The following is a 25,312-nucleotide window of genomic DNA, read 5'->3' as shown; positions in this document are numbered from 1 at the left end:
AGCAATAGCCTAGTCATGCGTTAATAGGCTATAAACTGTCTTAGCCGGGGTGCTTAAATAATAGATAGGTTAAAAATTTGGCATGAAACGAAATCTGCAAAATAAAATTAGGGGATTTGGTCGGATGAAACTATTTAATATGGCACCAGTTGCACCTTTGGCATCCCTCCTAATTGGGAGTATGGCTCTAGCGCTGGTTCCCCAAACCATTGTCCAAGCAGAACTGACTACCAACAATTTATCAGTTGCACAACGACTTTTGGAAACACCACTGCCACCGCCACCGAGATTGCAGCAAACTGATTCTCCACAACTACTGGCTCGCCGGAGGAGACCCTCCAGGACGAGAACCAACAGGCGCTGGCGCTCTAATTGTCAAAGGCAGCGGTGCAATTGCGAAGCAACGCCGTGCGATTATCAAAGCTATGTAGTTTATATTCCCAGATATAGCGATCGCCTCCTCGAACAGGTTCAGAACATATATTCGGAAGCTAGGAAGATGCACTACGGGAGAAAAGATGTCATTCAAGTGGGATCTTACGGCGAACAGTGGGTAGCAGAAGACACCCGTGCAAGGCTGCGACAAGAGGGATTTTCTACTGAAATAGGCACGATCCTTACCAGGCGAACATCTCAGTTTTCTGTTATTGTGAATAACCCATCTCTCTTAGACATGGTTCAAAGAGAAGTGTTTAATGCAACTTTAGGCATTGACACAAGAACCCAACAAAAGGTCATTGTGGCAGGGCAATATCGCAGTGCTGCCAGGGCACAAGAGCTTGTCAGCGAACTGCAAAAACGGGGTATCCTTGCTGAAATTGTCGGCGATGTGAGTGTATTGGATACTACTGAGTTTTCAAATGATAATTCTACTATTGAGGTACTTGGAGATAATTATCAAAGCAATTTGCTGTTTGCAAATAATGTTGTGACTCGCTCTAATTCATTCGCAGATAATTACTATGGGATAATGATTCCAGGCAGTGAAGCAGAATTAACTACGATCGAAGCTCACGTCCGACGCATGGCTCCTGGTTTGGGAATGGAAAGAGGAGTTTACCAAATAGAGAATGCTAAAGAACCATTTGTAATGGTAGGGCCGTTTGCCGATCGAGAAACAGCAGAGCGATGGGGGCGCTATCTGCAAGATTTTGGGATGACCAATGCACAAGTTTTCCACGGCAGCTAAGTAGGTGAGCGTAAATAAACTGAACTAAGAGAAACCCGGTTTCTCCAAGAAACCGGGTTTCTAAGGGCCTGGAGTTTTACGTTTAATTATGCCCACCTACTTAACAATTTTGGATTTTAGATTTTAGATTGAGATTGAAGTGTAATAAAATCTAAAATCTATGGACAGGGTGGAAAAAATTCAACAGGTAGTCGTGAGTGCCCAGCAGATGCGCGAGATTGAAGGGCGCGTCTTTGCTGCGGGGATGCCAGTCGCCGCTTTGATGGAAAAGGTGGCAAGTCTGATTGTCCGTCACATCAGCAGGGAGTGGGGGAGTGGGGGAGAAAAAAGAATCCCCAATTACCAATCCCTAATTTCCAATCATCCAAAATCGCCAAGAGTGGGCATTTTGGTTGGGCCAGGTTATAATGGTGGCGATGCGTTGGTAGTTGCCCGCGAGTTGCATTTCCAGGGTTATGAGATTGTTATTTATCATCCTTTTACCAAACTAAAGGAATTGACAGCCCAACACGCTCAGTATGCTAATAGTTTAGGCATTCCATTTGTTGAAGAAATTTCCCTGTTATCAGATTGCGATCTAATAATTGATGGGTTGTTTGGATTTGGGTTGGAAAGAGCGATTACCGATCCGGTTGCTGCTGCGATCGATCGAATCAATCAGTTGTCCAAACCGATTATTAGCATCGATTTGCCTTCTGGTTTGCACACAGATACGGGGGAGGTATTGGGAACAGCTATTCGTGCCACTCATACTCTTTGCTTGGGTTTGTGGAAGCAGGGATTATTACAAGATCGAGCGTTAGAATATGTTGGCAAAGCTGAATTAATTGATTTTGATATTCCGCTGGCGGATATCGCGGCGGTACTCGGTGAAACGCCTGAGATACAGCGTGTGACGGAAGCATTTGCGATCGCACATTTGCCCCTATCCCGTCCGCCAGTCACCCATAAGTATAAAATGGGGCATTTGCTACTCATTTGCGGTTCCCGCAAATATGCTGGAGGAGCTATTTTAAGTGGTTTGGGAGCAAGAGCGAGTGGTGTGGGGATGCTCTCAATTGCCGTACCGGAATCTCTGAAATCCCTGTTAGTATCACATCTGCCGGAAGCACTGATTATTGGTTGTCCGGAGACGGAAAGCGGTGCGATTTCCCAGCTGCCAGAAGAAATTGATTTGGGGTCGTATAGTGCGATCGCTTGCGGCCCAGGTTTGACAAAAGATGCTAGGCCAGTTGTCCAAGCCGTGTTAGAAAGCGAACTTCCCCTACTTTTAGACGCCGACGGCTTAAATATCCTCGCCCAAATGGGAACCATCCCCAAGCTATCAAAGCGGCAGGCAATCACCGTCCTGACACCCCATACAGGTGAGTTCAAGCGTCTATTTCCAGATGCACCAGATCCCACAACAGACAGGGTGAGTGCGGTTAGAGAGGCGTCTCGCTTGAGTGGTGCGGTAGTGTTGTTAAAAGGCGCGAGAACAGCAATTGCCAACCCTTCCGGTTCGGTATGGATTATTCCCGAAAGCACACCAGCCCTCGCACGTGGCGGCAGTGGAGATGTCCTAACTGGACTATTGAGCGGACTTTTAGCGCAACCAACTTCTCAGGAATTACCCGTAGAAGAAATCGTAGCAGCAGGTGCTTGGTGGCACGCGCAAGCGGGGATTTTGGCAGCCAAAGAGCGAACTGAGTTGGGAGTTGATGCGTTTACACTAACGCAATATTTGATTCCGGTGGTATGTAGTGCTGAATGAGGAAATACAGCGCTTTTCAGGTGAGTGAGGTACAAAGAAACCCGGTTTCTTGAAGAAACCGGGTTTCTGGGTTTACTTCATTGCTATACATTAGTGATATCGTCAAATTGTCTGTTGTCATCGTTGGTTAAATTTTTACCGCAGATGAAAACAGATGAACGCAGATGAACGCAGATAAGAGAAGAACGCGAATTTTTTAGGTGACCGATACTACCGGAAATGATATTATCTATCGAGTGAGAGGGAAGACGGTACAGATTTTGCGGGTGCTGCATACTTCCAAACAGTATCCCGATGGGTAAGAAAAACTATGTCCTTAAAGTATGTTTGGGATTTTTTTACCACAGATGAAGACAGATAAACACAGATGAACACAGATGAATAGAAATGTTTGGTTACTTATTTTAGGGCTTTAATTATGCAAATAAAAGATCGCCCAATTCCGATACCCAACCCCACCCTCAGCACTTTGATTGCCGAGTTGGGTGAGGAATGCGCCAACGTCCAAGCATTAATCGACCAGCTAAAGTTGCCTCACCAGAGTTATACGCAACAAGCCGAAATTCTAGCTGAACTTCTGGCTGTTGCGATTCATCTAAATACTCATTGTGGAGAAGATTTTCAGACGATGATTGCCGAGGAGATGGAAAAGTTGCCCGATGATGATGAAATTGACTAAACTTCGACTGGCGATTTACTTTTCGCTGGTACGGAATAATCGCCGTTAGCATCAACTTCAATCATCCCCAGCGATTCATCACCTGTAATCAAACGGGCTCCACGTTGGCGCGTAAAATAGTTCCAAGCCCACTGAATCATCACCACTAATTTGTTGTCAAATTCGATGAGATAGTAAATGTGGACAAATACCCATATCAGCCAAGCGAAGAAACCCGATAACTTGACATAACCCAAGTCTACAACAGCAGCATTTCGTCCGATAACGGCTAAACTACCTGTATCAACGTAACGGAAAAGAGGCGCTGTTTCACCAACCAGTCGCTTTTTAATCAGTTTGGCAACATATTCTCCTTCCTGCATCGCCACTGGTGCTACACCGGGTAAAGGTTTTCCGTCTTGATGGGAGAAACTTGCCAAATCTCCGATCGCAAAAATATTAGGATAACTCGGTAGGCTCAGATCTGGTTCGACGACAACTCTACCTACTCGATCTAGTTCCGCATTTGCGCGTTGTGCGAGAATTTTTCCCATCCCAGAAGCTTTTATGCCAGCAGCCCATAATATTGTTCGCGCTAAAATTTGTTCAATTTTATCGCCTTGTTTTGTGGTGACGATATTGTCTGAAATATTAGTAACTAGGGTTTTTGTCAGCACGGTAACGCCCAATTTATTGAGCGATGTTTCCGCTTTTGCGGATAATTCTGGTGGGTAGGGAGGCAGGATGCGATCGGTCCCTTCCAGCAACAAAATTTGAGCTTCAGTGGTGTCAATGTCTCGGAAATCTTTCTTGAGAGTGCTGAAAGCAAGTTCTGCGATCGCACCTGCTAATTCTACTCCTGTCGGCCCTCCACCCACAATTACAAATGTCAACCAAGCACGCCGTTTTTCGGCATTGGTTTCTTTTTCTGCCGCTTCAAATGCCAAGAAAATACGACGCCGAATTTCCAGCGCATTTTCTATTGTTTTTAATCCCGGTGCAACCATTTCCCATTGGTCATTTCCAAAATAGTGGTGACTGACACCAGTAGCAACAATTAATGTATCGTAACTGAGTTCGCCACTACTCATAATTACTTTTCGCTGTTCTGGGTCAATATCTTTTACTTCTGCCAGCAGCACCTTAGTGTTTTTGTTGTTACTTAGCACAGCACGAAGTGGAGAGGAAATATCCGCAGGGGATAGACTACCTGTTGCGACTTGATATAGTAGTGGCTGAAACAGATGAAAGTTGCGTTTATCGACTAAAGTTACTTTCACAGGCGGGCGATTAAGAGCTTGAGCAGCATAAAGTCCGCCAAAACCGCCACCGACAATCACGACATGGTGAGGAGATTGATTTTCTAGTGCATCTGCCATAAGTGGGAACTTCCTTTCTGGGATTTTGCCAGTGACTCGTTTGAGGAAACCTTTTTGATGTTACCGATGTTTCCTTTATAGTGCGAACTGACAAAAATGTGGGTAGCGATCGCTACAAGTAAACAAATAAAATAGACATCTCCAGAAATTAAAGGTGCGTTACCTGTAACCCTGTAAAGACGTTGCATGCAACGTCTCTACATTCTTTGAAAGGAGATGTCTAATGATTTTGCCCAGAAAGTCTGTCATCGAAATTGCAACCGTTAAGCCTTATGGCAACATTAGGATAAAATTCTAGCTCGTCTTTTACCAATAGTAGATGAGTTGTCCAAAGCTTCGAGATGAGGCACCAAATTCGCAGACACTGGTTGAGGCGCTGTTTCCGTAACCGTGTTTCGTGCTTTATCCTTAATCGATTTGAGTACCAGACGAACTACCCAAGAAGACAGGCACGGGTTTTCGTCAATTTCCGTTATCAAAGCATCTAAATCATTAACAATAGCCATCATTTGTGGGTTAATATTCTTCTGCATAAGTTTGATGCCCTCTTTTAAATGTTCTCGTTCTCTAGATTCAAAATAAAAAATTCTGGTTAGCTTCTTGTGTCGTTGTGTGTCAGTCTCTCAGGTGACTGCTAAAGCCTCGAAGATCCGCTCTTGGTGGCAGGTTTTGAATAATCCTTGATGGATAAGCTTTTGAGTGGCTGTGGCCCGATCGCATTTCTCTTCTGCTAAAGATACTTCTGCGCCTCATGGTGGACACTTAGCCAAGCGGCACACTCGCTTCAAAACGCGGAAAGCTCAATAAATCTCTCCAGAAATTAAAGGTGCTAACCCTTGAACCCTTGTAGAGACGTTGCATGCAACGTCTCTACATTCTTTGAAAGGAGATGTCTAAAGGACATGAATCGCGAAGATGGAACTCCCTTTGTGCTTCATCCTTTCTAATTCACGCAGAATGCTGACACTTCACCCATCCGCATGACGTGAACTAAGCTAGTCTGCTAGGGTGAAGACTAGCCAGATGAGCCTGAATTCGGTAAAAATAATGCGGCAACGATTATTCGGCAACACCCTCCTGGCTTCACTGAAGAGGAAGCTGAAGAGACACCAAGAACAGACTCAGGAGGAAGGTGTTGATTACGAGGCGTGGCGGCGGGAGTTCCTGCAAAAGCGGCTGCGGTTAGGTTTGCGGATTGCCTTCATCAGCTTCTTGAGTTTTATCGCCCTGCAACTTAGAAATTTTATCGTTAGGCCAGAGTATTTCGATCGCTTGGCGTTAATAACGCATATCGCTTCGGAACTAAGCCTGCTGGTGTGTTTGTCATCCCTGAGAACTCGCTTGGGTCGCCGTTACCCAAATTTAATATTCCTGATTTTTTCTTGGTCTATCACCCTAATTCCCCTGCTGATAGTTACCGTCGCCGATAAGTTGGAACCCAATATCCTTAGCTGGCCCCTAGCGTTTTTCGGCATGGCTACCCTCGTCCCAGTCTGCTGGCGGCTGCACCTTGTCTCTCAGTTGGGCGTTTTTGCTTACTATTTCGGTGTGCAGCTTCTCCTGGGTAAGGTGGCCCAGATGCCAGCGCCGTGGATGACTTCAGGTTTGTTGTATTTATATATGTTTTGGGTTTGTTTTGTTTGCGACCTATCAGTTTACTTGTACGAACGCCTACAGCGGTCTGAATTTAAGGCTCGTCGCCAGATGGAAGCAGCTTATCAGCAACTAACTGTCGAACAGGAACAATCAGAACGTCTGCTACTGAATGTCTTGCCGCAGTCGATCGCCGATCGCTTAAAACAGTCTACAGGAACTCTAGCAGAACAATTTAACGAAGCCACGGTTTTGTTTGCTGATATCGTTGGTTTTACCCAGCTATCGACCCAGATACCGCCTACGGAAATGGTGGAGTTGCTCAATAATATTTTCTCGCGGTTTGACGAGCTGGCAGAAAAGCATGGATTGGAAAAGATCAAGACTATTGGCGATTCTTACATGGTGGTTTCGGGTCTGCCGATACCAAGGCCCGATCATGTGGAAGCGATCGCAGATATGGCTTTGGATATGCAACTGGCGCTCAACAAAGTAAACATCGAAACCAATCAAGATTTTCGCGTCCGAATTGGCATCAACACCGGGCCAGTAGTTGCCGGGGTAATTGGTCTGAAAAAGTTTATTTACGACCTGTGGGGCGATACTGTGAATATAGCAAGTCGCATGGAATCTCAAGGTATACCCAATTGCATTCAAGTTACCAAGGAAGTTTATGAAATATTAAAAAATCAGTATGTTTTTGAGGAACGCGGAACCATTCATGTCAAAGGTAGAGGAGATATGCTCACTTATCTGCTTAAAAGCAAATCCTCTTTCTAAGGCGATCGCACTCCAAAACCCCTTGACAAAGCGACCTGAGAATGCTGTGAAGTGAGTTGTGCGATCGCGTAGCTGACGTAGGCGTAGCCTTCCCCCAGGGTACGGCATATCGAGCTTTTTTTCTTACGGTTATATCCTGCGACTATAATATAAACAAGTATAAACTAACGAGGTGTAAGATGACGACACCAACAGAGATTCGCCAAAAAGCGATTGAATTAGTTAAAAAATTGCCAAAAGAAATGTTATTTGAAGCCGTTGGGTTACTCGAATCTTTGCGTGCAAAGGCCGAGCGAGTAAGAAATCCAGAGCCACACAATTCAGAAGAAAGTGCTTTACTGGAAATCATTCAGCACCGACTTCCCCCACAAGACAGACTAAGACTGGACTATCTGCGCGATCGCGCTGAAACTGGTGAAATAAATGAAGTGGAGCATAGTGAATTATTATCTTATGTAGAGCGAATAGAAAATAAAGATGTAGAGCGATTGGCAGCTTTGATTGAATTGGCTAAAATCAAAAATGTCGATTTGAACACCTTACTTGACGAGTTAACATCACAGGAAACAATATCCAGTGTCATCTGAACGAGTTACATCTATTTTTAAACAAGCCGTTTCGACGCGAGCTAAAAATTACTGTGAGTATTGCCGCAGTCCTGGTCAATTCGCTACTGAGAGTTTCACAGTTGACCATATCAAGCCTCGTCAAGCAGGTGGCGAAACCACATTAGATAATTTAGCTTGGTCTTGTTTTGGTTGTAACGCTCACAAGCATACGAAAACTGATGATACCGATCCTGAAACAGGTCAAAAAGTGGCTTTGTTTAACCCCCGACAACAAGTTTGGACAGAGCATTTTGGCTGGAGTGATGATTGCACGGAAGTTATTGGCAAAACTCCTTGTGGTAAAGCGACAATTAATGCGCTTCGTTTAAACAGAACGGGTGTTGTTAATTTGCGTCGCTTGTTGGTTATGGCTGGTTTGCATCCACTATCGGAAAGCTAAAATGCGATCGCACTCCAAAAACCTTTGTTCTCTAATGCTGTTGAGGTGGCGGTGGGTGTTGATGGCCCGATCGCACAAGTTACTGCAACTTAGTTTGATGGGGAGCCAGAAGTGCAATCGAGACAGCAATACCTAGTATTATCGCTGTTTTCACCCAATTTTATCTGCTGTCAATATAATATAAAAAACTATAAACTTCGCTCGCAAAAAACAAAACATTGGCCTACGATAACACCTGCAAATACATCGCCTCCCAAAATCCAGCTAGTTTCGTCCGCTGGTTATTACCCAATGAGGAATTCACCACTGTCGAAATCCTCAAAACCGAATTACCAGCCGAACCAATTAGAGCCGATTCCTTAATTTTATTACGGTTCGGTAACACAATTTTACATCTAGAGTTTGAAAAATTACCCTATTCAGATCCACCAATTCCCGAACGGATGCTCAACTATTGGGTTCGCCTGTACGGAAAATATAGATGTAGAATAGAACAAGTAGTAATTTACTTGCAACGCATTGACTCACCCCTAGTTTTCCTAGACCGATTTCAAGTAGGAAACACCGTACATCCCTATCGGGTAATTCGGTTATGGGAAGAAGACCCCGCATCTTTTTTAGCCGAACCCGCTTTGCTACCGCTAGCACCTCTAACTCGCAGTAATGCACCCAGAGAATTGTTAGCACAAGTAGCGGCAGAGGTTGAATTAATTCAAGACCCCGCACAACGAAGGGAAATATTAGTTTGTACCGCAGTAATGGCGGGTTTACTGCATAAACCAAATCTAATTAGTCAGCTATTTCGGGAGGATAATATGCAAGAATCTTTGTTTTATCAACAAATTGTGGAAAAAGGTGAGCAGCGAGGTGAGCAGCGAGGTTTGCAGCGAGGTTTGCAGCAAGGTTTGCAACAAGGTTTGCAACAAGGTTTGCAACAAGGTTTGCAACAAGGACAAAAACAGCAGGCATTCTTCCAAATTCTGCGCCAGTTGATGCGGCGGGTGGGAGAAATCGCACCTAGCACGGAAGAGAGAATTCGCGCTTTATCGCTTTCTCAGTTAGAGAACTTGGCGGAAGCGTTGTTGGATTTTTCATCGCCAGCAGATTTAACTGCTTGGTTGGATAATTTGAATTAGATAAAATGGTAGGGAATAAACACCCCTTTTGATTAATTTAGATGGGGTGTTACCCTTTTCTGAAACAATCCTCCCAGCTTTGGTTGATGGAGGGATCGCTCTTTTCCCTGTGTTCTCTAATGCTGTTGAGGTGGCGGTTGGTGTTGATGGCCCGATCGCTATTCTTCCCTAGTGTTCTCTACAGTCGTTTCTAAGGTGTCGCTTTCTTGGTTTTGGTGCGAACTCAAGATTTACCACGATCGTACTCTAGCCAAATTTCATATTCAGTCCTTATAGCAATGCTCTTAGTAACTTCATTGCTGTAAGCCGTTTTCATAGACTCGCTTAGTTTAGCTGTATTGCGTATGAGTTGAATAGCAGGCGTGTTGCTATATTTTTGAATTTGACTACTGCTAGTTTTCAGTAAGTCTTCGTTTTGCGCCCCATTATCATTTACCATACATCAACCCCTCTAAGTTTTGCCTAACAGCCTTGAATTTTTCAACAGCGTCAACTAGAAAATTCACTAAGTCTTTTGTTCATTGCTTCCAGCATTTTACGTTTGCCATCTTGCTTAACTTCTTCAGAGAAATTACTATTCATAATTTCATCAATTTTTGGCCCAAAAACACGAATTACGCTGTTCATTCTTTCGACTTGTCCTTGAACCTCGATTTCATACGCTTCCGTGTGTATGAATTCTGCCAGAAGCTGGTAATTCAATCTAATGTCACGAAATCCACTTCCCAAAACAATAACTAATGCTGTTACTGGGCTGGCTAGTGCGCGACCTATCAAACCAAGAACTATATCTCGTTCAACCTCACTAGGTACTACTATAGTGCCATTTTGATCCTTAAAATAAACAGGAACAGTTTTTCCAGCTATCCTAATCTTTACTGAATCTTGCTTATCCATAGTAAAATTTAACTCCGGTAATGACAATTTTTATTTTACATCTATAAAACTGATTAAAACACAAATCGAAATTACTAAAATAATAATGTAAGCTAATAGATGAGATTGAATTAATACTGTTATCAAACCTGATATAACAACAGCAGATCTAATAGCGAGCCTAGTTTCCTTTGGATTTGCATGACCGTGTTTCATTTTAATTTGAGCCTTAGCACTCTCCAGCGTTAAGTTGGGTAATATCGGTGTGTTTTCAGGTAGTTTTTTATGCAGGAAAGATGCAAACCATGCTATAAGTTTTTGAGCAGGCCAGACTAAAATTATAAGCAAAATAAAAGCAACGATAAAATCTATCATAATATCTATTTAGTTCGCATTGAATTTATATTTCTATTTCTTAACCTGCTAAACATACTTTTTGCAGCTTTCAAGATAGGACTTTTTTCCCATTTGAATAAGCTCACTAAAAAATTTAAGATAGGACTTTTTTCCCATTTGAATAAGCTCACTAAAAATTTGCAAATTACTTTGCCGAATAATTCCCCGCTATATACTACATTTTGCTCTCTGTGAACAGATTCTTTTCTTTGCTCTATGTCATATATTTTCTTTTCAACTGCGTTTTTATATCTATCAAACAAACTGTAAACGTAAATTTCGGTTACTTCCTCAGAATAATTTGCTTGTGAAGTTAAAGCTTCTATAACACTCTGACCTGTAATTTTAGCGTCTATAACAATCTCCTTTAGTTGTGTCTGCGACACTAACCCTTGAGTAAGTAGGTTTTCTAGCCTTGCTTGAACCTGCGCTTGGTACTCATTTAAATCCTGTCTGATTCGCGCTGCCAAGTCTTGCATACTTTTTTGCATACTGTTTGATGGCGCTTACAACCTGCCTTTGGTATACCTTAGCGACTATGGCTCAGCTTTGTCAGTGAGAAAAAGTAATAGAAAAGTAATAGAAAAGTAATACTGGCTTGCTCATTGCGGTAGAATCTAGGTCTAAGTAGGTGGGCGTAAATAAACTGAACTCCCAGAAACCCGGTTTCTCCAAGAAACCGGGTTTCTAAGGGCGCGGCAGTTTTACGTTTAATTATGCCCACCTACTTATCAGGGTATTCTAGCTTCCAGGATCTTGGCTATGCCCTACGCGGAACTTAAAACTCTACTACTGAGGGACTTTTACAAATGACTGTTGAAGAAGCACTAGAGCTTGTGGAAATTGCCATAATAGATTACCAACGCTTAAACAAAGTTCAAGAGCTAGTGTTTCGGCAATCTTGGGAAGGATGGTCTTATGCGGAGATTGCTAAAAACACTGGATATAACCATGATTATATAAAAGCAACTGGTTATGAACTATGGAAGCTATTATCAAAGGCATTAGGGGAAAAGGTTAAAAAAGATAACTTGAAGACAGTTTTAAAGCGATACATAAGGAAAAATCAAGTTAACTTACATGGAAATCACGCAATTGAACTTAATCTAAGCGGTGCTAACCTAAGTGGAGCAAGCCTAAGTGTAACTAGAATATGTGCAAACTTAATTGAGTCAAATTTGTGTCAGGCAAATTTACCAAAATCCCTAATACCTGAAAATAACACTGAATCAGATGAAGAAGCAGATAACCAAGAAATTCAACCTAACTCAGAAGAGGAAATCTATTACTGGAACGATTTACCTCTGCGTTCACAAGCACAAGTAAAAATAGCTGAAGCGCTCGATCGGGCCAACGTCCTCTTTATCCCCAACTCCAAAGCGCGACTGACAACGACCGAAGGTAGACAAAACCAAGAACCTGAGTTTCTCATCTTCCACCAAGGTAAATGGGGAATTCTTGAAATTGATAGTGAATTATCCGAGCAAGATGTGGTAAAATTAGAAAAGCGCGATCGCACTTTTCAAACTCACGGAATTGCGATCGTTCAACATTACGACGCTACCCAATGCAGAGAACAACCAGATCGAGTCGTGCAGGACTTTTTGGCAATATTAACTCAGATAGCACTTTAGCTATTTGACTCCCCAGAAAACAGATTTTCAAGGTCACGGTAGCCACTAACTACACGCACAACTTCAATACCGTCTTCTATCGAATGATAGAAAATCAAGTAATTATCTATCGGGAAACTCCGTAATGGGGGAGATAGTTTATCCCATCTGCGACCCATATTTGGAAAATTTACCAAAGTCTCAAATTTTTGTGTAAGCGCTCTCAGGAATCGATCAGCAGCAGCAGGATCTTTAGAAGCAATGTAATCGTTGATTTCTTCGATTTCACTAGCTGCTTGCGGCGACACATAATAGTTTTTCATTCCGATTTACCTTCGGCACTTTGCCGGTTTTTCTCATGTAGCCGCTTGATCAACTCTCTCCCATCAATCTTTTCTCCTCTCTCAAGCTGTTCCATGCCAATATCGATTTCCTTTTGGAGTTCAGCAAGTCGCGCTTGGTACACAATATAGCGATCCTCCAAAAGCCTTATTCCTTCACGAATAACATCACTAGCAGATAAGTATTTACCGCTTTCTACCAGGGTATTAACAAACTCTTCTTGCTCCCGTGTTAATGCTATATTCATAAGCTAGTTTGGCTTGATTAGGTAATTATCTAATTTTATATGTATTCCCCAAAAATGTCCAGCATTACGACATTATCCAATGCAAAGAAAAACCAGATCGAGTCGTGCAGGACTTTTTAGAAATATTATAGCAGCTGGCGAGTGGGTGAGGTACAGGCAACCTGTAGAGGCGGGTTTGGCAGATAATTTATGGTTTTCAGACCAGAATAATGGCAAAACCCGCCCCTACTTGGTTATTTCGGGTTAATTATGCTGTAGGGACACGGCATAATTAAAATTTTTATTTATACCGACATATTTATGATGCCGTGTCCCTACAAAAATGTTCACCATAAACACTAGCATAACAATTCCGAAAGACGCAAGTTTAATTATGCCGTGTCCCTACAACCAGGCACAGCTACCATTTTAACTAAATTCCGCCACATCCTCATACAAAGCTGAAATAGCCGTCCTAAAATTAACACTAGCCAAATAAATTTCCTCCCCTTTTTGATAAGTATAGAGTTCCCAACGTCTCTCAGAATTGCGCCGGAAACACTCAATTTTTTGCCGTTTTTGACCGATTAATACATACTCTTGCAAAGTTTCTATTTGTTGGTAATCAGCAAACTTATCTCCTCTGTCAAACGCTTCTGTATTGTCAGATAAAACTTCTACAACTAAGGAAGGATAGCGAATGAAAGAATCTGACGAATTTCTATCTCTTTCATCGCAACTTACTGTTACGTCGGGGTAATAATATACATCAGCAGCATCTATCAATACTTTTATATTTTCTACAAAAGCTCGACATCCTGTTCCCCGAACGTGGTTTCTCAGCAAAGCGAAGATGTTACCTGCTATAATATTGTGAGCTTGAGTACCACCAGCCATTGCAAAAACTTCTCCTCGAATATATTCGTGCCGGATCGGACTGATTTCTTCACCTTTTAGATAGTTTTCGCGAGAAATATAAATACTGCTTTCGCTGACAAACATCTGGTAAATCTCCTAAAAAGACTCTTCTATATCTATTTTACTCGGCCTGGGGATTGGTCATTAGTTAAAAGTTATTGGTATTTTCCATTAACCAATGACTAATGAACAATGACAAATTCTAACTTTTAGTTTTCACAAGTTGTTCGATCGCACTCACCAACTCAATAGGATCGATCGGCTTCGACAAATGCCTCTGAAAACCCGCATCCAGAGCCTCGATCCGGTCTTTTTCCATCGCATATGCCGTCAGCGCTACAGCCGGAAGCGATCCCCCACGCTCCGACTCCAAGGCTCTCAGCTTGCGGATGAGAGCATAACCATCCTCACCGGGCATCCCGATATCGCTTACCAGTACATTTGCCTTCCACTCCTGCAATGCTTCCAGCGCCGATTCCGTCGAGTCCGCAGCCATTACCTTAGCCCCATACTCTTCGAGTGCTGTAGTCAGGAAATCTCGCGTATCGGCTTCGTCATCAACAACAAGTACCTGCAAACCAGAGAGGGGACTGGGGACTGGGGACTGGGGACTGGGGACTGGGAAGTTCTCAATGCTCAATCGCCGATCCTCAATCCCTTGAAGCAGTGGTAGTTTCACTGTGAAAGTCGCACCCTTTCCTTCTCCATCGCTAGCCGCACAGACAGTACCGCCGTGCAGATCTACCAAGTGACGCACAATTGCCAATCCCAATCCCAGCCCTCCTTGTTCCCTTGTCGTTGTACTATCGGCTTGGCGAAAGCGATCGAACACATAAGGCAGAAAATTGGGACTAATGCCTTTGCCAGTATCGCTTACTGTGATTTGGGCATAAGGCGATTTTGGATTAGTAGGTTGTTCTTTTGATGCGACGATATTCGATTGTAATGCGGTATCTTCCAATCCAAAATTAATTGACAGTCGAATCTCCACCTGTCCCCCAGAGGGTGTAAACTTAATCGCATTGGAGAGCAAATTCCACACAACTTGCTGCAAGCGATTGAAATCAGCGGAGACTAAACAACCCCGATCGCACAATATTAATTTCAGTTCGATATTATTGTTCTGAGCTGTTGGACGTACAGCTTCGGTAGCTGCCTCGATCACCGTAACAAGGTCGAGGGTGCGGAGATTTAGGGAGAGTTTGTCCCGCAGCATTCGCGAGACATCCAAAAGATCTTCAATCAGCTGACTTTGCGATCGCGCATTGCGTTCGATCGTCTCCAGAGCGCTCGCCGTCCTTGCTTCATCAAACTTGCGGGTACGCAGCAAAGTTGCCCAACCCAGTATCGCATTCAAAGGCGTCCGCAATTCGTGAGACACAATTGCCAGAAACTCATCTTTAATGCGATTCGCCTCTTGAGATTTGCGGTAGAGCTGTGCTAGAGAGAAAGCTAAAGCAGCGCGGTAGGCTAGATCTTCAGCCAAAGCTAGATCGCTTTGCTGATAGCGACGTCCAGATTCTGCATAAGTAAAACCGATCGCACCCAGCATTTGCCCCCGCGCCACAAGAGGCACTATCACCAACGATTTCGGATCGAGTTCACGCAGGATGCGATCCTGGTTAACCTCGCAGCTAATAGCCTCCAAGATGGAATCAGAAACCTCCTGAACAAGCAACGGCTGACGCTTACGCAGCACCTGAGCAACGGGAGCTTGCGAATTGAGGTCGAGCGGGTACGCTTGCAGTTCCTTGAGCAGAGCCTCTTTTGCCGCATCTCTGTGGGCAACTGCCACTCGGCGAATCCGATCCTCCTCCTCCAACACGAAAATAACGCAGTAGTCAGCCAAATAAGGCACTGCCAGACGCGCTACACTCTTGAGCGTCGTCTCGTAATCAAGCGTTGCTGTCAGCACTTTGCTAGCTTCGGCAAGAAAACGTTGCACTTCCTTGCCGCGATGCAGTTGAGTAATATCGCGCCCCACTCCAACTACTCCAATAATATCCCCGTTGGCATCTCGCAGCGGCGATAGGGAAGTCTGACAGTATTCGGTGCCGTTAACGCTTTGAAATAACCACTCATAAACAACCGTTTCTCCAGAAAGCGCTTTTTTGTGACTTGCTTCGTGAATAGCCGCCGGTAATTTTAGATTTGAAATTTCAGATTGCGGCAATCTCAAATCTGAACTTGGCAAATCATAAATCTCCTGTGGCGTTTTACCCAAAAAGAATTCCGCCTGAAAGTTAGTTCTCTCCAACCAAGAACCAAACACGCCTGTAAAGCGTTGTTCTCGATCCAAAGTGAAGACGATATCCTGCATGGAATTAACGAGAGTTCTGAATTTTTCCTCACTTGCTCTGAGTTCTTCTTTTGCTCGTTTGCTAGAGGTGATATCGTAAAAAGTCATCACTCCGGCAACGATCGATCCTTCGTAGTTGTAAATTGGGGTAGAACTGACGCGCATCGTACCGTAACTGCCATCACCGCGCTGAAAATTAATCTCCTCTTCCGTTACTACTTCACCATTCCTAATAGAACGCGCTAAAGGCCATTCTTCGGCTTCGTAAGGTTGCCCATCAAGGTGGAAACCCTGATAAATTCGGTATTGCTCAATCGTATCTGCTTCTAGGAAAGGCTGACGCCAAATCTTTTCCACCAACTTATTGCCAAGCAGTAGCTTTCCTGAAGGAGCTTCGGCAACGATCGCAGCGGCTGGCATCTGCTGCAATACTGCTTCTAAGAGCGCCTGCTCGCTTTCTAGGAGCTTAATCATTTGTTCTCGTTCGGCTTGGGCTCGTTTGCGATCGCTGATGTCGCGACCAAAAACAGAAATTCCGTCGGCGGTGGGATAGGCGTCGTTTTCAAACCAACTATCTAAAGGTGGATAGTAATACTCAAAATGTACAGGAATTTGCTCGGCTCTAGCTCGATGAAGCTCAGTATAATATTTGCTGCCGATCGCGTCTGGAAACACTTCCCATATACTCTTACCAAGCAATTCTTCCTGAGATTTGCGGATAAGTTCCGTTGCTTTCTTGTTTAAATAGGTGTATCGCCATTCGCGATCGAACGCCACAAATCCGTCGCCAATACTTTCCAGAATGTGAGATACTTTTTCCTGTGCGGCTTCGGCTTCTATGCGGGCAGCACGCTCCCTCACTGCCGCCTCTCTGCGAATACGCGCCATCTTCAAATTGGCATCTACACGGGCAACCAACTCACGCGCAGAAAAGGGCTTGATCAGGTAGTCATCCGCTCCCGCTTCTAGCCCCTCAACGCGAGATTCTTCCCCAGCGCGAGCGGATAGAAGAATTATCGGTACTTCTCTTGTGCGGGGATCGGCACGCAACTGGCGCAGCAACTCGAAGCCGTCTAACCCCGGCATCATTACATCGGTAAGCACCAAGTCTGGGATGCGATCGATCGCCGCAACTAAAGCCGCAGCTCCATCTGCCACTGTTTCCACTTCGTAGCTTTGCTCTAGCAGGCGCTTGACATAATCTCGCATATCTGCATTGTCATCAGCCAGGAGGATGCGGGGATTCTTAGAGTTTTGAGTTTTGAAGCCCGTTTGCTCAATCGCTTCTTCCACCAACCATCGCGATGCCTCTTCGATGTAGGGGGCAGCACCCAGGGGATATGAAATTTTGGATTTTGGATTTTGGATTTTGGATTGACCCTCAGCGCCCCTTCTTCCGCTTCTTAGGGTGCGGTCTAATGTAGTTGGTTGGCACAAAGAGTCCTCCTTTTCCTCCCCGCTCCCCCGCTCCCCCGCTCCCCCGCTCCCCCTGTCCCCCCTGCCCTCTTCATCACCAACTGTTTTTGATGACAACCAAGTGGGAATCGATACCGTAAAGGTTGTACCTTCACCAACAATGCTGGCTACCTGCACAGTTCCACCGTGCAACCGAACTAACTCCTGTACCAAGGCTAAACCAATGCCGGTTCCTTCATGGGTGCGCGATGCCGCACCCCGCACGCGGTGGAATCGCTCGAAAAGATGGGGAAGTTCTTCTGGCGGGATGCCAGTACCCGTGTCTCCCACTTCCAGCTCGACGCTAGAGGCGCAAGCGCGTAAGGTTACCGAGATTTCACCTGCAAAAGTAAATTTAAAAGCGTTAGAAATTAGGTTAAAAACGATTTTTTCCCACATTTCCCTGTCTGCGTACACAGGTTCTGACAAAGTGGGACATTTTACTATCAGGCGCAATCCGGCTTTTTCTATAGTCGATCGCCATACGCTTGCCAGTTCTGCGGTGAAGGCGGCTAAGTCAATCGGTTCGCAGACAGCTTCTTCCCTTCCTGCTTCAATGCGGGAAAAGTCGAGCAGGGTATTGACTAGCTTGAGCAGACGCAAACTGTTGCGGTGGACAATCTCAACGCGATCGCGCTGCATTGTCGGCAGTAAATTTTCAGTATCTGCCAAAGCATCTTCAACCGGGCTAAGCAACAGGGTCAGCGGGGTGCGAAACTCGTGGCTGACATTGCTGAAAAAGGCTGTCTTGGCTCGATATAATTCTGCCAGGGCTTCCGATCGCTGGCGTTCTTCTTCGTAGGCACTTGCATTGGCTACTGCGCTGGCAACCTGTCCGGCGACTAGCTCGAAAAATCCACGATAGTCTTCATCAAGGCTTAAAAATGGACTGATACCGGCTACCAGTATTCCTGCTGGCCTGTCTTTTCCGGCTCGCGCTACTGGTAATATCAGTACGGATTGAATTTGAGATTTGAGATTTGAGATTTGAGATTGAAGTTTTCCCGGTTCAATTGGCAATTTTAGATCGGAAATATGCAATAACTGAGCTTGGTTTGTCTGTGCCACCTGCGCTAGCAGTTTCGCAATGGGTTTATCTTCTTCATCTGCGGTAAAACCTAAGCTTTCGCAAAAAGAGTCTTTACAACCAGTTGTTGCGGCCAAAGTAGCGCCGGAACTATTTGCATCCAGCAAATAAAGTAAGGCAAAGGGAATATCGGCGGTGTTATTAACTAAAGTGTTGGCAGCTAAAGCACAAGCTTCTTCAACAGTTTTCGCCTCGGTGGTGTTTGCCGCTAGGTCGCGCAATGTCTGCAAACGCCGTTCTCCCAGCACCCTGCGCGTAGTTTCCGTAACGGCAGTGAACACACCACCGACAGCGCCCGTTTCATCCCGAATCGGACTATAAGAAAAGGTGAAGTAACATTCCTCTACGAAACCGTTGCGATCGAGGGGCAGCATACTATCGTCAGACCAGGTAGCTTTACCCTCTTCTCTGACGCCTTCTAGCATCGGGCCGATAATGTCCCAAATCTCCGGCCAGCAATCCCGTCCTGGCTGTCCCAAGGCTTGAGGGTGTTTTGTGGCCCCCAGGATGGGGCGATAGGCATCGTTGTAGATTTTGATGAGTTCTGGCCCCCACCAGATGAGTATGGGGAAGCGGGATGCCAAACAGATGCTGACCGATGTCCGCAAACTCTGCGGCCAGTTGTCCGCAGGGCCAAGGGGAGTGGCAGACCAGTCGCGCGATCGCATAAGTTGACCCATCTCCCCGCCATCGGGGAAAATTTCATCCACTAAAGTTGCCTTTACGGGTTCGGGCGAAAGATCCATGTGCCAACCTGCTACATAAAACTGATACAAAGCCAGACATTAAGGTATAAACCTGAACAGCTTGAAGTTTACTTCCTGATTCATCGGGGGCATCGGAGCAATTAACCCTCCACAGGCTTCCACCGTTTAGCCAACGGCAGTGTACGGATAGTTCTCCAGATTGATCGAGGCGTTTAAATCTCGATCGATCTCAAACCCACACTTAAAACACTTAAAAACCCTCACGGACAGCGACAGGAATTGCTGATGATGACAAGAACTACATAGTTGACTAGATGGATACCATCTTGACGCTACAATTAATTCACTCCCATACCAGGCACACTTATATTCTAGTTGCCGCCCAAATTCGGAAAATCCCGCATCAGCAATTGCCCCTGCTAGAGAGTGATTTTTCATAATTCCCGACACATTCGGCTCTTCCGTACTTAGTGTGCTAAATTAACTTAAATTTATCCTCAAAACTTTGCTAGGTAAGGCTTTGAGATTATTTCCACCATTAGCTTGCTCTATGGTATGCGGCTTTGGGGACGATCGCTTTGAAATCCCAGCCAGCTAAGGTGTAAGGCACCAAAAAACTAATAATTTGGCACACTAAGTACGGAAGAGCCAAAAGTATATTGGTATACTTTTGAGGACAATTCGTTCATCCAGGGGTAAAGTGGCTTGATGTGGTTGGTGAAGAATTTTTTTAGTTTGTTGGCAGATGGTTTTAGGCCAGCTTTATAGGCTTCACCCCACAATCTTATAGCCCAGTTGTAGATCCACCGACTGTAGCCTGCGTGTCGGGCCATGAGAGTGCCTTGTCGGTCGCAAAGCTTCAGTTTGGTTTTAAAGGATCTGAGCATTGTCCGTGTTGTGCCGTGATGTTCAATTTTATCCTAAAAAATGGCGATTAGGAATCAGATCCTGTCAAGCGTCTCGATAAATGCCTGGTTTCTGTGCAACTAAGCGGGCTGTTGTTTGCGATCGCTCCGCCGAAGAGGATAATACGCTTGTTACACTGAGATAGCTGGGGTCAATAGCGATCGCCACAAATTTTTCACAGCACAAGGTAATTCCGAACTATATTGGGGAAGCATAAGATATAGGTCTTATGATAGATGATTCTCAATCTCAGTGCCATGCCTTCTAAGTCCATAACCCATCCGTCTGCCAAAACCTCCAGTAAAATTCCTCTCCGCACTGTTCTGGTTGTTCCATTCATCGTACAAATTTTTGCGGCTGTGGGACTGACCGGATACCTATCGCTGCGGAACGGACAAAAAGCGGTGAACGAACTTGCAGGTAAATTGCAAACTGAAGTCAGCGATCGAATCGACCAACACCTCGATAGCTATGCAGCGGCTACTCGCTATCTCACTCAAATTAACGGCGAACAAATTGACATGGGATTGCTCAATCCGCAAGATGCCGATCGACTGGTTCAATTCTTCTACAAACAAGTAAAAACTTACAACGTCGGTTATATCCTTTACGGATCTAAAAAGGGAGATTTTATTGCATCAGGCTACTATCGCGAAGCGACAATTCCCAACCACGGCAACCCGGACATCAGTCTTGTTTTACCCAATCGCTATAGAAATCCCGATCTGTACAATTATGCAACCAACGCGCAAGGTAAGCCAATCCAACTATTTGAAATAACAAAAAAATATCAATATCAGAAAGAAGGGTGGTATGCCAAAGGAGTTGAAACCGGAAAGCCGGGATGGAGCGAAATTTATCAGTGGGAAACCAATGGTTATCCGCTCTCGATCGCCACTAGCCGACCCATTTATGGCGCATTCGGTAAGCTAATCGGTAGTGTCGGTGTTGAACAGCGACTTTCCCAAATTAGTGACTTTCTTCGAGAAATTAAAGTTAGCCAACATAGTAAAACTTTTATCCTAGAACGCAATAATTTTTTAGTCGCCAGTTCCAGCGATGTTCCGGTATTTACAGTTACGAATGGGAAGCCACAGCGATTGAGGGGTTTTGAAAGTAAGGACACTTTAATTCAAGCTACATCTCAATATCTAATTAAACATTACCGCGATCTCAAAACTATCCAAAATAGCCAGCAGATAGAGTTCATGCTGAAGGGTCAACGCCAGTTTGTACAGGTCACACCTTGGCAAGATGAATGGGGACTCGATTGGTTGGTTGTCATCGCCATGCCCGAATCAGACTTCATGGCGCAAATTAATGCTAATACATTCAACACTATTTTGTTATGCTTAGGTGCATTGGGTCTGGCAACCGTTTTGGGTATCTATACCTCACGCTGGATTGCCAGACCAATTTGGCGGCTGAGTCAGGCATCAGAAGCGATCGCACAGGGAGAAATCGACCAAAATGTCGAAGCCTCCGAAGTCAAAGAACTGGGTATCCTTGCCCAATCATTCAACCGCATGGCACAGCAATTACGGGACTCCTTCACCGCTTTAGAAAAAACAAATCAAGAACTCGAACTTCGAGTAGAAGAACGCACCGCCGAACTTAAATACGCCAAAGAATTCGCTGACAGCGCTAACAAAGCCAAGAGTGAATTCCTAGCCAACATGAGCCATGAGTTACGCACACCACTCAACGGCATTCTCGGTTATACCCAAATTCTTCAACGCACTGAACCGATGACAGAAAAGGGGCGCAAAGGTATCGGCATTATCCATCAATGCGGCTCTCACTTGTTGATGCTGATCAACGATATCCTCGACCTGTCCAAAATTGAAGCCCGGAAAATGGAACTCAACAAGAGTGCTTTTCATTTTCCGTCCTTTCTGCAAGGCATTGCCGAAATGTGTAGAATTCGTGCCGAGCAAAAAGGAATTAGCTTCATTTACCAACCCGATGGAGATTTACCAACAGGCATTCAAGCTGATGAAAAACGTCTGCGCCAAGTATTGATCAATCTGCTGGGAAATGCTGTCAAATTCACCGATAAAGGCAGCGTGACACTTCGGGTCAAAGCGACATCAAAAGTACAAGGGCTATATTGTACTTTACCCCAACAGGAGTCGTTGCCTTATAGCACTATGTGGCAAATTCGCTTCATAATTGAAGATACCGGAGTTGGGATGAAACCGGAGCAGTTAGATAAAATATTCCTGCCGTTTGAACAAGTTGGAGATGCTAAGAAACAAGCAGAAGGAACGGGGTTGGGATTGGCAATTACTCAAAAAATTGTCTCACTTATGGGGAGTGCGCTGGAGGTGCAAAGCGAATTTGGCAAAAGCAGCACCTTCTGGTTTGATGTAGAATTGCCAGAAGCCCAAAACTGGGCAGACTCCTCCAGAACAGTCCAGCATGGTACGATCGTCGGCTATCAAGGGCCAATGCGTAAAATTCTGGCGATCGACGATCGTTGGGAAAATCGCTCTGTCTTGGTAAGTTTGCTCGAACCGATCGGCTTTGAGGTGATTGAAGCTACTAACGGTGAGGAAGGGCTAGACAAAGCCGCGATGATTCATCCCGATCTGATTATCACCGATTTGGTAATGCCTGTGATGGATGGCTTTGAAATGCTCAGACGGTTACGACGGTTATCAGAGTTTAAAGATACTCCTGCGATCGCATCTTCTGCAAGTGTCTTTGAAGCCGATCAGTTCAAAAGCGTTGATGCTGGTGCGAATGAGTTCTTACCAAAACCGCTTGATGCAGAAAACCTATTTCTATTAATCCAAAAATACCTCGAACTAAAATGGCTTTATGACACCAATATCGAACATCCAGATACAAAACCTAACGCTGGTGAAGATATAGAGCCTGACGCGATCGCACGTCCTTCAGCAGACATCTTGCAGCACCTCAACCAACTAGCCCAAATGGGAGATTTGGATGGAATTGTAGAGTTAGCCGAGCAACTCAAACAAGCCGATCCTAAACTTGTACCTTTTGCTCAAAAGCTTTCAGAACTTGCTGAAAGCTGCGAACTAAACTCACTAACAACTTTTATCAAAGAGTTCCTCCCCAACTCCTAACTTACCGAACTCAGTAGTTATAGCAACCGCTCTCGTCGTTTAGGACAACTCCAACTCTTACTTCTCACCTTCAATCCCTTACTCCGTAACCCTTTTCTCTCTTCCCTCTTCCCTAGTCCCTAGTCCCTAGTCCCTAGCCCCTAGCCCCTAGTCCCTAGCTATAGCACTCAGCACTCACCCAGGCTTTCGTTGCACTCCTGAACTTTTTAACAGTAGTTTTTAGGCAGCTATGAATGACCGAGCGACTGGATTCATTTTGATCGTAGATGATAACTCAACTAACCTATCCATATTGTCTCAAGCTCTCAAACAAATTGGTTTGAAAGTTCGCATGGCAATGGATGGAACAACTGCCATCAACATTGCCCAGCAACAAACTCCAGAATTAATTTTACTGGATGTGATGATGCCCGGTATAGATGGCTTTGAAACTTGTACTCTCTTAAAAGCAAATCCATCAACTCAATCCATTCCAGTCATTTTTATGACGGCGCTGGCAGATTCTGAGAGTAAGGTGAAAGGACTCTCCTTGGGTGCAGTGGACTACATCACCAAACCATTTGAAGAACAGGAAGTTATTGCCAGAGTTAATATTCATTTGCAACTGCGGCACCTCACTAAAGCTTTAGAAGACAGGTCGCAGCAATTAGACGAAAAAAATCTACATATCGAACAAGCAATGCAGGAATTGAAACGCACTCAAGCTCAACTGATTTTGGCAGAAAAAATGTCTGGTTTAGGCCAGATAGTAGCAGGAATTGCTCATGAAATTAACAATCCTATCACTTTTATATACGGTAACATTGCTCATGCCAATGAGTATGTACAAGATTTGCTTAATCTAATTAAGATTTATCAACACGAATATCCTCACCTTACGGAAAAACTCCTGAAAACGACAGAAGACATGGATTTAGACTTTCTTACTACAGATATACAAAAACTATTTGTCTCCATGCAGGAAGGAGCTAAACGCATCCGCCAAATTGTCCTAAGTTTGCGAACTTTCTCACGCCTTGATGAATCCGAAATGAAGGCTATAGACATTCATGAAGGTATTGAAAGCAGCCTGCTAATTTTGCAGCATCGTCTCAAAGTAAAAAAAGGAATTAGCGATATTAACGTGATTAAAGAGTATGGTAAATTGCCCACAATCACTTGTTATGCTTCTCAGTTAAACCAAGTTTTTTTTAATATTTTAAATAATGCGATCGATTCCTTAGAAGAAGCTCATAATCGTGACACTTCTTTGGCAGTTTGTATACGCATTAGTACAGAGCAAACTTGCTCTAAATTTGTGAAAATAAAAATCGCAGATAATGGTGTCGGCATGACCCAAGAGGTGCTACCAGACATATTTAACCCCTTCTTTACAACGAAACCAGTGGGTAGCGGTACGGGCCTGGGTTTAGCTATTAGCTACCAAATTGTAGTAGAAAAACATCTCGGCCAACTCAGTTGCATTTCGGCACCTTTTGAGGGTGCGGAATTTATCATTGAAATTCCTATCAAACCGCTTAAATCTGATGAGTTGAATAGTCCTGAGTGCTGAGGCTTTAGTGCTGAGTAAAAAATTAAAATTAATTGCACTCAACACTTTTTGAGAGTTGGTGTTTTCAAGGCTTATCAGGATTTAAGGTGTAGCAGGACAGATGCGATCGCTTCTTATACAGAATCCAGGTTGATTACCCCAATTATAACCCAGAACATTGTAGAGACGTTTCCTGAAACGTCTCTACAATAGGTCAAGATAAGAGGGGTAATCCTTGCCGATTCCGTATTTTTGCGAAAAATTTAAATAATTGTGTATCATAGATATCAGATTATTAATTAAAAATGTGCAACTACAATTGGACTAAAACACGCTTATATCTAGCCACGGAAGGAGTGCAGCTT

23 protein-coding genes and 3 pseudogenes are annotated in these 25,312 nt (G+C 44.3%); 11 read left to right on the top strand and 15 right to left on the bottom strand.

The genetic code is table 11. The annotated features are described in order from the left end of the window. The first annotated feature begins 82 nt into the window (after positions 1 to 82). Both LAY41_RS09055 and LAY41_RS09050 read left to right on the top strand, forming a co-directional pair. Positions 83 to 1,189 (top strand): SPOR domain-containing protein, encoded by a 1,107-nt coding sequence (locus LAY41_RS09055; RefSeq protein WP_249096664.1) that lies wholly within the window; start codon positions 83 to 85, stop codon positions 1,187 to 1,189. A gap of 160 nt (positions 1,190 to 1,349) precedes the next feature. Further along, positions 1,350 to 2,942 (top strand): NAD(P)H-hydrate dehydratase, encoded by a 1,593-nt coding sequence (locus LAY41_RS09050; protein ID WP_249096663.1) that lies wholly within the window; start codon positions 1,350 to 1,352, stop codon positions 2,940 to 2,942. Positions 2,943 to 3,025: 83 nt separating this feature from the next. Here the strand turns inward: LAY41_RS09050 and LAY41_RS09045 are convergent, their stop codons facing one another. Next, entirely contained in the window at positions 3,026 to 3,217 is a 192-nt protein-coding gene (locus tag LAY41_RS09045; protein ID WP_249096662.1) for a hypothetical protein, read from the bottom strand. 143 nt (positions 3,218 to 3,360) lie between these two features. On the opposite strand from LAY41_RS09045, the gene LAY41_RS09040 reads away from it, so the two are divergent. Beyond that, positions 3,361 to 3,621, top strand: coding sequence for a hypothetical protein (locus tag LAY41_RS09040; protein WP_249096661.1), 261 nt, complete (start codon positions 3,361 to 3,363; stop codon positions 3,619 to 3,621). Here LAY41_RS09040 and LAY41_RS09035 read toward each other — a convergent pair. The 3 genes from LAY41_RS09035 to LAY41_RS09025 all read right to left on the bottom strand — a co-directional run bounded on the left by LAY41_RS09035 (position 3,618) and on the right by LAY41_RS09025 (position 5,512). Next, entirely contained in the window at positions 3,618 to 4,979 is a 1,362-nt protein-coding gene (locus tag LAY41_RS09035; protein ID WP_249096660.1) for an NAD(P)/FAD-dependent oxidoreductase, read from the bottom strand. The two genes, LAY41_RS09040 and LAY41_RS09035, sit on opposite strands and share 4 nt — an antisense overlap. Beyond that, the gene (locus LAY41_RS09030) at positions 4,964 to 5,167 is read right to left on the bottom strand and encodes a hypothetical protein (RefSeq protein WP_249096659.1); all 204 of its coding nucleotides are present in this window, start codon (positions 5,165 to 5,167) and stop codon (positions 4,964 to 4,966) included. Before LAY41_RS09030 ends, LAY41_RS09035 begins: the two co-directional genes overlap by 16 nt. Before the next feature lie 93 nt (positions 5,168 to 5,260). Beyond that, positions 5,261 to 5,512 (bottom strand): hypothetical protein, encoded by a 252-nt coding sequence (locus LAY41_RS09025; RefSeq protein ID WP_249096656.1) that lies wholly within the window; start codon positions 5,510 to 5,512, stop codon positions 5,261 to 5,263. A gap of 1,150 nt (positions 5,513 to 6,662) precedes the next feature. Between LAY41_RS09025 and LAY41_RS32575 the strand changes: the two are divergent. The 5 genes and pseudogenes from LAY41_RS32575 to LAY41_RS09000 form a co-directional block, all read left to right on the top strand. Continuing rightward, a pseudogene (locus tag LAY41_RS32575) lies at positions 6,663 to 7,352 on the top strand (adenylate/guanylate cyclase domain-containing protein); the annotation flags it as partial. A 179-nt stretch (positions 7,353 to 7,531) separates the two neighbouring features. Then, the gene (locus LAY41_RS09015) at positions 7,532 to 7,939 is read left to right on the top strand and encodes a hypothetical protein (protein ID WP_249096652.1); all 408 of its coding nucleotides are present in this window, start codon (positions 7,532 to 7,534) and stop codon (positions 7,937 to 7,939) included. Then, complete coding sequence (locus LAY41_RS09010; protein ID WP_249096644.1) at positions 7,929 to 8,360, top strand: HNH endonuclease; 432 nt, start codon at positions 7,929 to 7,931, stop codon at positions 8,358 to 8,360. The genes LAY41_RS09015 and LAY41_RS09010 overlap by 11 nt, the downstream gene beginning before the upstream one ends. A gap of 218 nt (positions 8,361 to 8,578) precedes the next feature. Then, the gene (locus LAY41_RS09005; RefSeq protein WP_249096643.1) at positions 8,579 to 9,496 is read left to right on the top strand and encodes an Rpn family recombination-promoting nuclease/putative transposase; all 918 of its coding nucleotides are present in this window, start codon (positions 8,579 to 8,581) and stop codon (positions 9,494 to 9,496) included. A gap of 28 nt (positions 9,497 to 9,524) precedes the next feature. After that, on the top strand, positions 9,525 to 9,668 hold the full coding sequence (locus LAY41_RS09000) for a hypothetical protein (RefSeq protein ID WP_249096641.1): 144 nt from the start codon (positions 9,525 to 9,527) through the stop codon (positions 9,666 to 9,668). 51 nt (positions 9,669 to 9,719) lie between these two features. Here LAY41_RS09000 and LAY41_RS08995 read toward each other — a convergent pair whose 3' ends face one another. From LAY41_RS08995 to LAY41_RS08980, 4 genes are read right to left on the bottom strand one after another with little or no spacing between them, the layout of a single operon-like run. Then, positions 9,720 to 9,935, bottom strand: a complete 216-nt coding sequence (locus LAY41_RS08995) for a hypothetical protein (RefSeq protein WP_249096640.1) — start codon at positions 9,933 to 9,935, stop codon at positions 9,720 to 9,722. Positions 9,936 to 9,985: 50 nt separating this feature from the next. After that, the gene (locus LAY41_RS08990; protein WP_249096630.1) at positions 9,986 to 10,393 is read right to left on the bottom strand and encodes a hypothetical protein; all 408 of its coding nucleotides are present in this window, start codon (positions 10,391 to 10,393) and stop codon (positions 9,986 to 9,988) included. 30 nt (positions 10,394 to 10,423) lie between these two features. Further along, on the bottom strand, positions 10,424 to 10,747 hold the full coding sequence (locus LAY41_RS08985) for a hypothetical protein (protein ID WP_249096626.1): 324 nt from the start codon (positions 10,745 to 10,747) through the stop codon (positions 10,424 to 10,426). Positions 10,748 to 10,752: 5 nt separating this feature from the next. Further along, positions 10,753 to 11,247, bottom strand: a complete 495-nt coding sequence (locus LAY41_RS08980; protein WP_249096624.1) for a hypothetical protein — start codon at positions 11,245 to 11,247, stop codon at positions 10,753 to 10,755. 330 nt (positions 11,248 to 11,577) lie between these two features. Here LAY41_RS08980 and LAY41_RS08975 point away from each other — a divergent pair, with 330 nt between their 5' ends. Then, on the top strand, positions 11,578 to 12,402 hold the full coding sequence (locus tag LAY41_RS08975) for a pentapeptide repeat-containing protein (RefSeq protein WP_249096621.1): 825 nt from the start codon (positions 11,578 to 11,580) through the stop codon (positions 12,400 to 12,402). Here LAY41_RS08975 and LAY41_RS08970 read toward each other — a convergent pair. The 7 genes and pseudogenes from LAY41_RS08970 to LAY41_RS08940 form a co-directional block, all read right to left on the bottom strand. Then, positions 12,399 to 12,704 (bottom strand): type II toxin-antitoxin system RelE/ParE family toxin, encoded by a 306-nt coding sequence (locus LAY41_RS08970; protein ID WP_249096615.1) that lies wholly within the window; start codon positions 12,702 to 12,704, stop codon positions 12,399 to 12,401. The genes LAY41_RS08975 and LAY41_RS08970 overlap by 4 nt on opposite strands. Continuing rightward, complete coding sequence (locus LAY41_RS08965) at positions 12,701 to 12,970, bottom strand: type II toxin-antitoxin system ParD family antitoxin (protein WP_249096612.1); 270 nt, start codon at positions 12,968 to 12,970, stop codon at positions 12,701 to 12,703. The genes LAY41_RS08970 and LAY41_RS08965 overlap by 4 nt, the downstream gene beginning before the upstream one ends. A gap of 408 nt (positions 12,971 to 13,378) precedes the next feature. Continuing rightward, complete coding sequence (locus LAY41_RS08960; protein ID WP_249096609.1) at positions 13,379 to 13,951, bottom strand: Uma2 family endonuclease; 573 nt, start codon at positions 13,949 to 13,951, stop codon at positions 13,379 to 13,381. Positions 13,952 to 14,069: 118 nt separating this feature from the next. Then, entirely contained in the window at positions 14,070 to 19,454 is a 5,385-nt protein-coding gene (locus LAY41_RS08955) for an ATP-binding protein (RefSeq protein WP_249096606.1), read from the bottom strand. Between the two features lie 126 nt (positions 19,455 to 19,580). Then, positions 19,581 to 19,868, bottom strand: a pseudogene (locus LAY41_RS08950) (RNA-guided endonuclease InsQ/TnpB family protein); the annotation flags it as partial. 197 nt (positions 19,869 to 20,065) lie between these two features. Continuing rightward, positions 20,066 to 20,302: pseudogene (locus tag LAY41_RS08945) on the bottom strand (helix-turn-helix domain-containing protein); the annotation flags it as partial. 64 nt (positions 20,303 to 20,366) lie between these two features. Continuing rightward, positions 20,367 to 20,507 (bottom strand): hypothetical protein, encoded by a 141-nt coding sequence (locus LAY41_RS08940; RefSeq protein WP_249096603.1) that lies wholly within the window; start codon positions 20,505 to 20,507, stop codon positions 20,367 to 20,369. 50 nt (positions 20,508 to 20,557) lie between these two features. Between LAY41_RS08940 and LAY41_RS08935 the strand changes: the two genes are divergently transcribed. Together LAY41_RS08935 and LAY41_RS08930 are read left to right on the top strand one after the other, a co-directional pair. Continuing rightward, complete coding sequence (locus LAY41_RS08935) at positions 20,558 to 23,416, top strand: ATP-binding protein (protein WP_249096601.1); 2,859 nt, start codon at positions 20,558 to 20,560, stop codon at positions 23,414 to 23,416. Between the two features lie 229 nt (positions 23,417 to 23,645). Further along, entirely contained in the window at positions 23,646 to 24,968 is a 1,323-nt protein-coding gene (locus LAY41_RS08930; RefSeq protein ID WP_249096600.1) for a hybrid sensor histidine kinase/response regulator, read from the top strand. Positions 24,969 to 25,312 lie beyond the last annotated feature (344 nt).

This window comes from Argonema galeatum A003/A1 (assembly GCF_023333595.1).
Lineage (GTDB): Bacteria > Cyanobacteriota > Cyanobacteriia > Cyanobacteriales > Aerosakkonemataceae > Argonema > Argonema galeatum.
This window is presented reverse-complemented; position numbering and strand designations above follow the sequence as displayed.